6 protein-coding genes and 1 pseudogene are annotated in these 8,774 nt (G+C 54.3%); 2 read left to right on the plus strand and 5 right to left on the minus strand.

What is annotated here, in order from left to right; translation table 11 throughout:
- Positions 1-391: pseudogene (locus ACIQ0G_RS08390) on the minus strand (VWA domain-containing protein); the annotation flags it as partial.
- Between the two features lie 136 nt (positions 392-527).
- Here ACIQ0G_RS08390 and ACIQ0G_RS08395 point away from each other — a divergent pair.
- Positions 528-1,928, plus strand: a complete 1,401-nt coding sequence (locus ACIQ0G_RS08395; RefSeq protein ID WP_397577517.1) for a methyl-accepting chemotaxis protein — start codon at positions 528-530, stop codon at positions 1,926-1,928.
- 12 nt (positions 1,929-1,940) lie between these two features.
- Here ACIQ0G_RS08395 and ACIQ0G_RS08400 read toward each other — a convergent pair whose 3' ends face one another.
- From ACIQ0G_RS08400 to ACIQ0G_RS08415, 4 genes are all read right to left on the minus strand, one after another.
- Positions 1,941-2,786: a MoxR family ATPase gene (locus tag ACIQ0G_RS08400; protein ID WP_306062027.1), complete on the minus strand. Its 846-nt coding sequence runs from the start codon at positions 2,784-2,786 to the stop codon at positions 1,941-1,943.
- 240 nt (positions 2,787-3,026) lie between these two features.
- The gene (gene rpoD / locus ACIQ0G_RS08405) at positions 3,027-5,027 is read right to left on the minus strand and encodes an RNA polymerase sigma factor RpoD (RefSeq protein ID WP_397577521.1); all 2,001 of its coding nucleotides are present in this window, start codon (positions 5,025-5,027) and stop codon (positions 3,027-3,029) included.
- Between the two features lie 51 nt (positions 5,028-5,078).
- Complete coding sequence (gene dnaG / locus ACIQ0G_RS08410; RefSeq protein ID WP_397577518.1) at positions 5,079-6,935, minus strand: DNA primase; 1,857 nt, start codon at positions 6,933-6,935, stop codon at positions 5,079-5,081.
- Positions 6,936-6,975: 40 nt separating this feature from the next.
- Positions 6,976-7,428 (minus strand): GatB/YqeY domain-containing protein, encoded by a 453-nt coding sequence (locus ACIQ0G_RS08415; RefSeq protein WP_397577519.1) that lies wholly within the window; start codon positions 7,426-7,428, stop codon positions 6,976-6,978.
- A gap of 216 nt (positions 7,429-7,644) precedes the next feature.
- On the opposite strand from ACIQ0G_RS08415, the gene carA reads away from it, so the two are divergent.
- Positions 7,645-8,774 (plus strand): glutamine-hydrolyzing carbamoyl-phosphate synthase small subunit (carA, locus tag ACIQ0G_RS08420; protein WP_397577520.1); only part of this gene is annotated, 1,130 nt, incomplete at its 3' end.

An 8,774-nucleotide genomic window follows, 5' to 3' on the forward strand; every position in this document is an offset into this window, starting at 1 on the left:
ATTTGTTGCCGCCTTCATGGCGCTTTTCCTGCTCCTCAAGCCGCTTTTTCAGCGTCTCCATCAGCTCGTCCCAGCTGCCCATTTTTTCGATCTTCGCCATTTCCTCTGGCGACAGATATTTCTCGGCAATCGCCTTTAACCAATCGGCGGGTACATCGACATCGTTTTGGCCATACTCAGTGAATACGCCTTTGAAAACCTTGCCAAATACTTGGTCGAAACGGTCCAAAAGTGCTTCGTCTTTCACCAGCGTGGCGCGGGCCAAATAATAAAATTCCTCTGGGCTTTGGTCGATAACATCCGCATCCAAAGCGGCGAGAAGCGCAAGATGCTCTTTCAATGAAGCGGATATACCGGCGGACCGCAACTCTTCCATGAATGAGAAAAACACCGGCAGGCTCCTGTTTAATTGACCAGTTAAAGCTTTTGGCTGTTTCGAAACGCCCCGTCAACAACCGGCGATTAACTCTGTGATAACCATATTGGGATAGGCCCCGTTACAAACGACAGAACAAGGTGCCAAAGCCATGAAAATGGAAAAAATTGCATTGAGTGAAAATCACTGGATCCACGAAACCGCACAGATATGCGGTGAGGTTACCGTTGGCTGTGCCGAAGCTGCAGGTGTGCTCGAACAGGCGCTACAATCCGCAGATTGGCTCAAGGCGAGGCACGGCGAGATGACCGAGCTGACGCAAGCACTTGATGCGGACATTGCGGAGGTTGCGCAGGCGACCCGAGATGCAAGGATTTTGGCTGAAGCCGCTGTCGCAAAGCTGAAGACGGGGCATGACACCGTTCAGCTATCACTGGCGAGCTTTTCGGAACTCATCAGTCTCATCATGAGCCTTGGTTCGCATATCACCGGTTTTGCAGCAGCGATGGAGCAAGTGAAGCGGGTGTCGCAATCGATCGATTCGATTGCTCGCACGACCAACATGTTGGCGCTTAACGCCGCGATTGAGGCGGAAAAGGCGGGTGCTGCTGGGCAGACGTTCGCGGTCGTGGCAGCTGAAGTCAAAAAGCTGGCGCATGATACGCGACGCGCTGCGGTGGAAATAACTGGAACGGTAAACTCCCTTTCGCATGAAGCCGCAAAATTTGTCGTGGAAATCGAGGAGGGTGTATCGACAAGCGGCGCCGCGCAAGAGCAGTTCTCGAGCCTTCAGGAGCTCATTTATGGCGTGAGCGATGTCGTTGCCAAGGTAGGTGATCACAATCGTGAGATTGCGGACAGCACCGCACAAATTCACCGTGGGCTGGTCGATTCGCAAAATGTTCGTGATGCGGTCGAAGGGGCCAATGGCGAAATGTTTACGGCTGTTGTGCGTGCGCATAGCCAGATCGGCGGTCTGGAATTGCAGGCAAACAAGATGTTTGACCATATTGTGCACAGCGGATTGTCAAAGCGCGATAGCGAATTTGTCGAGCTGGCCCGCCAAAAGGCCGAAGAAGTAAAAGCATTAACCGAGGCCGCAATCGCGGATGGTACGCTGACGTTAGAGGCGCTGTTTGATACCGATCTGCGTCTCATCGAGGGTAGCAATCCGCCGCGCTTTACATCGAAGCTGACACCATGGGCGGAACAACATTGGCAGCCATTTATTGAAGCCGTCAAAGACAGCAATCCCGACGAAATAACGTCGGTTGTGTGCAGCAGCCTTAAAGGCTTCTTACCCGTACAGTTGAAAGAACTGTCGCGAGCGCCAACGGGCGATATCGCGCATGACACGAAATATTGCCGCAACGGCCGCGTCATTCAGGACCCTGTGGATATCCCTGCAAAAACAAGCGAGCAGGACTATATGATGGCCGTATTTCGCCACGAAGGCGACGGCCATTCTTACAAGGTCATGCGGAACGTATATGTCCCATTGCGCATAAATGGACGCCGCTGGGGCGATTTTGAAATCGCTTACAGCGTTTAAAAAGGACGCAGCTTAGCTGTTTGGCCGCCGTGCCATAAAGGCCAGCCGTTCAAACAGCATCACGTCCTGCTCATTCTTAAGCAACGCGCCGTGAAGTGGCGGAATGGCCTTTGTTGGATCGCGTGACTGCAGAACATCAAGTGGCATGTCTTCGTGCAGCAACAGCTTTAGCCAATCGAGCAATTCGCTTGTGCTTGGCTTTTTCTTGAGGCCGGGGACGTCCCGAACCTCGTAAAAAATGTCCATGGCCTTCGACACCAGCATTTTTTGGATGCCGGGGAAGTGGACATCAATGATGGACTGCATCGTCGTGCGGTCAGGGAATTTGATATAATGGAAGAAACAACGGCGCAGGAATGCGTCAGGCAGTTCCTTTTCATTGTTCGAGGTAATGATAACGATCGGGCGCTCGACAGCTTTGACGGTTTCCTGTGTTTCGTACACAAAGAATTCCATGCGATCGAGTTCCTGAAGCAAGTCGTTCGGAAACTCGATGTCGGCCTTGTCGATTTCGTCGATCAAAAGAACGGGCAACTGAGGCGCGGTGAACGCTTCCCAAAGCTTACCCTTCTTGATGTAATTTTTGATGTCATGAACGCGCTCATCGCCCAATTGGCTATCGCGCAAACGGGCAACGGCATCATATTCATACAGTCCCTGATGCGCCTTGGTCGTGGATTTGATGTTCCATTCAATCAACGGCGCATTGAGTGCGGTTGCGATTTCCTGCGCCAGGACGGTCTTGCCGGTGCCGGGTTCGCCTTTGACGAGAAGCGGGCGGCGTAGCCGCGTGGCTGCGTTTACGGCAACTTTCAAATCATCAGTTGCGACGTAATTATCAGTGCCTTCAAAGCGCATGGACGGACCCCGTTTGTTAATCGAACGATTAATTCGTTAAGTGGGCCCACCGCGTTATGCAATATAATAGTTTACGCCGCGGAGTATTGGACAGGTGGCGCGCATTTCGTTTTGCAACGTTGGTCCCGCCAGATTGCGCACGCACTATTCCAGCAATGGCTGACGGAGACCCACACAAAAGTGCGAGTATTCGGTCCATAACCTCAACCGCTCAGAAATATAAACGCGGCAGACCGTCGCTTATTGGTCGAGGAAGCTGCGCATTTTGCGGCTGCGGCTTGGGTGCTTCAGCTTGCGGAGTGCTTTCGCCTCGATCTGACGAATACGCTCGCGCGTAACGCTGAACTGTTGACCAACTTCTTCCAATGTATGGTCGGTGTTCATGCCAATACCAAAACGCATGCGCAGCACGCGCTCTTCGCGCGGTGTCAACGACGCCAGAACGCGGGTCACAGTTTCCTTCAAGTTCGCCTGAATGGCGGCGTCGACGGGAATGATAGCGTTTTTGTCTTCGATGAAGTCACCAAGATGGCTGTCTTCCTCGTCGCCAATTGGCGTTTCGAGGGAGATCGGCTCCTTCGCGATCTTCATGACCTTGCGCACTTTTTCGAGCGGCATGGAAAGTCGCTCGGCCATTTCCTCTGGTGTCGGCTCGCGGCCTTGCTCATGCAAGAACTGACGGCTGGTCCGCACCAGCTTGTTGATCGTTTCGATCATATGCACTGGAATACGGATGGTGCGGGCTTGGTCCGCAATCGAACGCGTAATCGCCTGACGAATCCACCATGTTGCGTAAGTGCTGAACTTGTAACCACGGCGATATTCAAATTTATCGACCGCCTTCATGAGGCCGATATTGCCCTCTTGAATGAGATCAAGGAACTGAAGACCGCGGTTGGTGTATTTCTTCGCGATGGAAATAACGAGGCGCAGATTGGCCTCGACCATTTCTTTCTTCGCAATACGCGCTTCGCGTTCGCCCTTTTGCACCATGTTGACGATGCGGCGGAATTCACCCAGCGACATGCCGGTATTCGCGGCAATGTCCGCTATTTCGCTGCGAATGCGCTCAACGCCTTCGGCTTCGTTCGTCGCGAACGCCGTCCATTTTTTGTCGAGGTTGGATACTTCGGCCAGCCAATTTTCGTCGAGCTCACGGCCCATATAGCTGTCAAGGAATGCCTTGCGCGGAACCTTGTGACGCTCGGCCAAACGCAGCATTTGACCACCAAGCGCGGTCAAACGACGGTTGAACGAATATAATTGGTCGACCAGATATTCGATTTTGTTCGCGTGGAACTGGACGCTTTCGACTTCCGCAGTCAATTCTTCACGTAATTTGTGATACTTATTTTCGGAAGCTGAGGAAAACTCTTCGCCGGCGTTCAAAGCGCGCATCCGCTCAAGCTGAATGTTCGAGAATTTCTTGAACAATGAGGTGATCTTGGCAAAACGCTCCAATGCCGCGGGCTTCAGCGCTTCTTCCATCTGCGCGAGGCTGAGCGTGTTGTCTTCTTCCTCTTCTTCAACCGGACGTGAACGCCGTTCGGTCATATCATCGTCGTCGCTCGCCGATTCCGGCTCTTCGTCGACTTCGTCTTCTTCCTTGTAAGAAACCCCAGCGGTTTTTTCGCTGATTTCCCCGTCGCCTTCTTCTTCCTCGTCGTCGGTCAGCGTTTCAGGCGCTTTTGACAACATGGCGTCAAGGTCAAGGATCTCGCGCAGCTGCATTTCGCCGTCGTTAAGTGCGTTCGACCAGTCAATAATGGCGTGGAAAGTGATTGGGCTCTCGCAGAGGCCGAGAATCATCGTATCGCGACCCGATTCAATCCGCTTTGCAATCGCGATTTCGCCTTCGCGGGACAGCAATTCAACCGCGCCCATTTCGCGCAAATACATGCGCACAGGGTCATCGGTGCGTTCGCCAGTTCCGGTTTTCTTGACCGTGCTGGTCAGCGAGCGCGGGTCGTTTTCAGAGATATTGTCGACGGTTTCGACTTCTTCCTCTTCCTGCTCGTCCTCGCCATCCTCGCCGGCTTCGTCATTCTCAACGATCTGCACGCCCATGTCGTTGATGGCGGACATGACGTCTTCGATCTGTTCGGAAGACATCTGATCCTGCGGCAAGGCAGCATTTAATTCGTCATAGGTCAGGAAACCGCGGCGCTTTGCCTTGGCTAGCAATTTTTTGACGGTCGCATCATTCAGGTCAATCAGCGGTGCATCGCCGTTTTCGACCATATCTTCTTCATTCTCGTTTACGCGACTTGCCAAAATAATTCCCCGATACTGTCATAAATCGTCCGCATCTCGCCTGAAAAATGCGATGATACGATCGTCAAATGCCTTCTTTTCGTGACGTAACCTTTGCTGTTCGGCAAAAGTTTCTTCCGTCATCTCTAAACTCGCCAACCGTGTAGCGCGTTCCAATGCTTCTTCGAGCGCGGGACGCTGCTTCATCAGCCTGATAGCTTCACCCAAATCTTTTGAAACGCTGGATAATCCGTCGCCCCCCGAACCGAACTCCCCACGATTGAAGGCAAAGACCTTGCCATTGCTGTGGAGGAGCGTCGATGCGACATTATACAACTTCTTGTCCAATATGGTAATTAGGCCGTCGGTATCAAGCGATTCTTTGGCAAAAGATTCATTCAGCATGATGTTGAGCAAAGCGGCGTGATTCGGGTCGGTCGGAACGAAGTCACTCAATGCTTCATGATGCTGCCTTATCATGGACGGATTACGCAGCAATGCACCAAGCACACCTTGCACCAAGAAATCCGATCCCTTTGCATTGAAACTCTTGGTCTCTGCGCCCGGCGGCAATATCGGCGGCTTTCGCCAATCGCGTTTTTGCGTTTTGGGGAAATATGTCGGTGGCGCGTTGCGGGGTCGTGCAAAAAGATTATCGAACCGCTCGCGAAACGCATCCTCATAATGCCGTTTGATTTCTCCGTCCGTGATCGTTGCCATATGCACACCAAGACGCTGTTTAAGCCCCGCACGGTCCTCTGGCGTGTCCAAGGGGCTTGCTGACACCTCCGCCTTCCATAATCGCTCCACAAGCGGCTCAGACGCCTCCAGAAGTTCTGTAAGGGCCTTTGCACCCGATGCCTTCACAAGATCGTCCGGATCCTGCCCATCGGGCAACGTCACGAATTGAAGGCTGTGCCCAGGTTTTAACAAGGGCAGGGCACGTAACGCGGCACGCATGGCGGCTTTCTGCCCAGCTGAGTCCCCATCGAAGCAAAGCAACGGTTTTTCGGTCATGCGCCAGAGCATCTGGATTTGCTGCTCGGTCAGTGCGGTGCCCAATGGGGCAACCGCGTCACCAAAGCCGGCCTGCGCAATCGCAATCACGTCCATATAGCCTTCGACCACGATAACGCGGCCGGTCTGGCGCGATGCGGGCGAACATTTGTCCAAATTGTAGAGCGTGCGCCCCTTGTCGAACAATGGCGTATCTGGGGAATTGAGATATTTGGGCTCGCCATCGCCCAATATCCGGCCGCCAAACGCAATGACGCGGCCGCGTGGGTCGCGAATAGGTATCATCAACCGGCCGCGAAACCGGTCGTAAGGATCCTTGCCCTCAACCGCGATCAGCAGGCCCGCCTCAACTAGCATGGCATCGCCATATTGCTTCAGCGCTGATTTCAATGCGGTGCGATTATCGGGCGCCAGACCGAAGCCGAAATCGCGGATGGTTTTTTCGGTGAACCCGCGCTTTTTCAAATAGGCGCGCGCAGCTGCGCCATCGGGGCCTTGCAATTGCGCAACGAACCAGTCCTGCGCTGACGCCATTACGTCATACAGGCTGTTTGCTTTTTCGGCGCGCTGGGCGGCTTTGGGGTCAGGGGCAGGGACCTCCATCCCGGCTTCTGCGGCCAATTCTTTGATCGCATCCATGAACGACAGGCCACGTTGGTCGGTCATCCACCGAATGGCATCGCCATGCGCGGAGCAGCCAAAGCAATGGTAGAAGCCTTTTTCATCGTTGATCGTGAAGCTCGGCGACTTCTCATTGTGGAACGGGCAGCATGCCTTAAACTCGCGCCCCGCTTTGGTCACCTTTACGGTGCGGCCAATCAACGCGGAAAGCGTCGTCCGCGACCGCAGTTCATCAAGCCATTGCGGGGTGAGGGTCATATTGTCGTATTCCCCTCCCGTAGACGGGAAAGCAGCATCTTTACGACAACGCCGCCTTCACAAGGCCGCTTGCCTTGCTCATGTCGAGTTGCGGGCCGTGGCGTTCTTTTAAGGTCGCCATGACACGGCCCATGTCTTTCAGGGATTCTGCACCGAGTTCCGCCTTGATACCTTCGATGGCTGCGCTGGTTTCGGCGTCGCTCATTTGTGCGGGCAAGAAATCTTCGATGATTGCAAGCTCAGCGGCTTCAATCGCGGCCAGCTCAACGCGTCCGCCCTGTTCATAGAGCGCGATGGATTCGCGGCGCTGCTTGATCATCTTTTGCATGACCTCAACCACCATCGCGTCATCATCAGGCTGCTGCGATGCGGTGCGCAGTTCGATATCGCGGTCTTTGATTTTGGCGAGGATAAGGCGAACGGCGGCGAGCCGGTCTTTTTCGCCAGCCTTCATCGCGGTAATTTGGGCGGCCTTGATGGTATCACGAATCATAATGTTCTTTCCGAATATGTATTTTGCGCAGATAGCCAATCCGCGCCAAACCGTCACCCTGAACTTGGTTCAGGGTCTTAATGTCATTTCATCCACAAGTAAGATGCGGAAACACGTCGGGGATGGTGAGTTTGAGATTGACGCATCCCCCCGCCGTCTCTAGGCGCAATCCCTTAGCGACATTGCTGTAATCCGTCTCACAGGAGCGACCCCATCATGGCCGACCCCATTTCCTCGCGCGCGCCTTCTGGAGCGACGGGGGTATTGGTTTTGGCGTCCGGGGAAGTCATCTGGGGCAAGGGCTTTGGCGCTGAAGGTCAAGCCGTTGGCGAAGTTTGCTTCAACACCGCAATGACCGGATATCAAGAAGTCATGACCGACCCGTCTTATGCGGGGCAGATCATCAACTTCACCTTCCCACATATTGGCAATGTCGGCACCAACCCCGAAGATGTCGAGGCACTGAACCCGCATGCCCTTGGCGCTATCGTGCGTCAGGATGTGACCGACCCATCCAATTTCCGCAGCACACAGCATTTTGATGCATGGATGAAGGCCAATGGCCGTATCGGCATCTCGGGCGTTGATACCCGTGCGCTCACGCGGCTTATCCGTGTTGCCGGCGCGCCAAACGCCGTGATCGCACATTCGGTGAGCGGCGATTTTGACGTGCCTGCATTGCTCGCACGCGCAAAGGCATGGGCTGGCTTGGAAGGCATGGACCTCGCCAAGGATGTAACGACGTTGCAGACTTATGGTTGGGATCAGGGGATTTGGAAGCTGGGTTCGGGCTATGCCGAACCTGCCAAGGGCAGCAAAAAAGTCGTCGCCATCGATTATGGGATAAAGCACAATATCCTGCGCAATTTGGTTGATGTCGGTTGCGACGTCACGATTGTGAGCGCGACCGCGACATTCGAAGAAATCATGGCGCATGCGCCCGACGGTCTGTTCCTGTCGAACGGCCCCGGCGACCCCGCCGCGACGGGCGTATATGCCGTTCCGGTGATCAAGCAGTGGCTGGACACCAAAAAGCCTTTGTTCGGCATCTGCCTTGGGCATCAGATGCTTGGCCTCGCGGTCGGCGCGAAGACCGAGAAGATGCATCAGGGTCACCGCGGCGCGAACCATCCCGTCAAGCGCCTGAGCGACGGCGCGGTCGAAATTACCAGCATGAACCATGGCTTTGCCGTGGATGCAGCAACTTTGCCCGCCAATGCAAAGGCAACGCATATCAGCCTGTTCGACGGCAGCAATTGCGGCTTTGAACTCGCCGACCAGCCCGCGTTTTCGGTGCAATATCACCCAGAAGCATCACCCGGCCCGCAGGACAGCCATTATCTGTT

The organism is Sphingorhabdus sp. (assembly GCF_044354325.1).
Taxonomy (GTDB): domain Bacteria; phylum Pseudomonadota; class Alphaproteobacteria; order Sphingomonadales; family Sphingomonadaceae; genus Sphingorhabdus_B.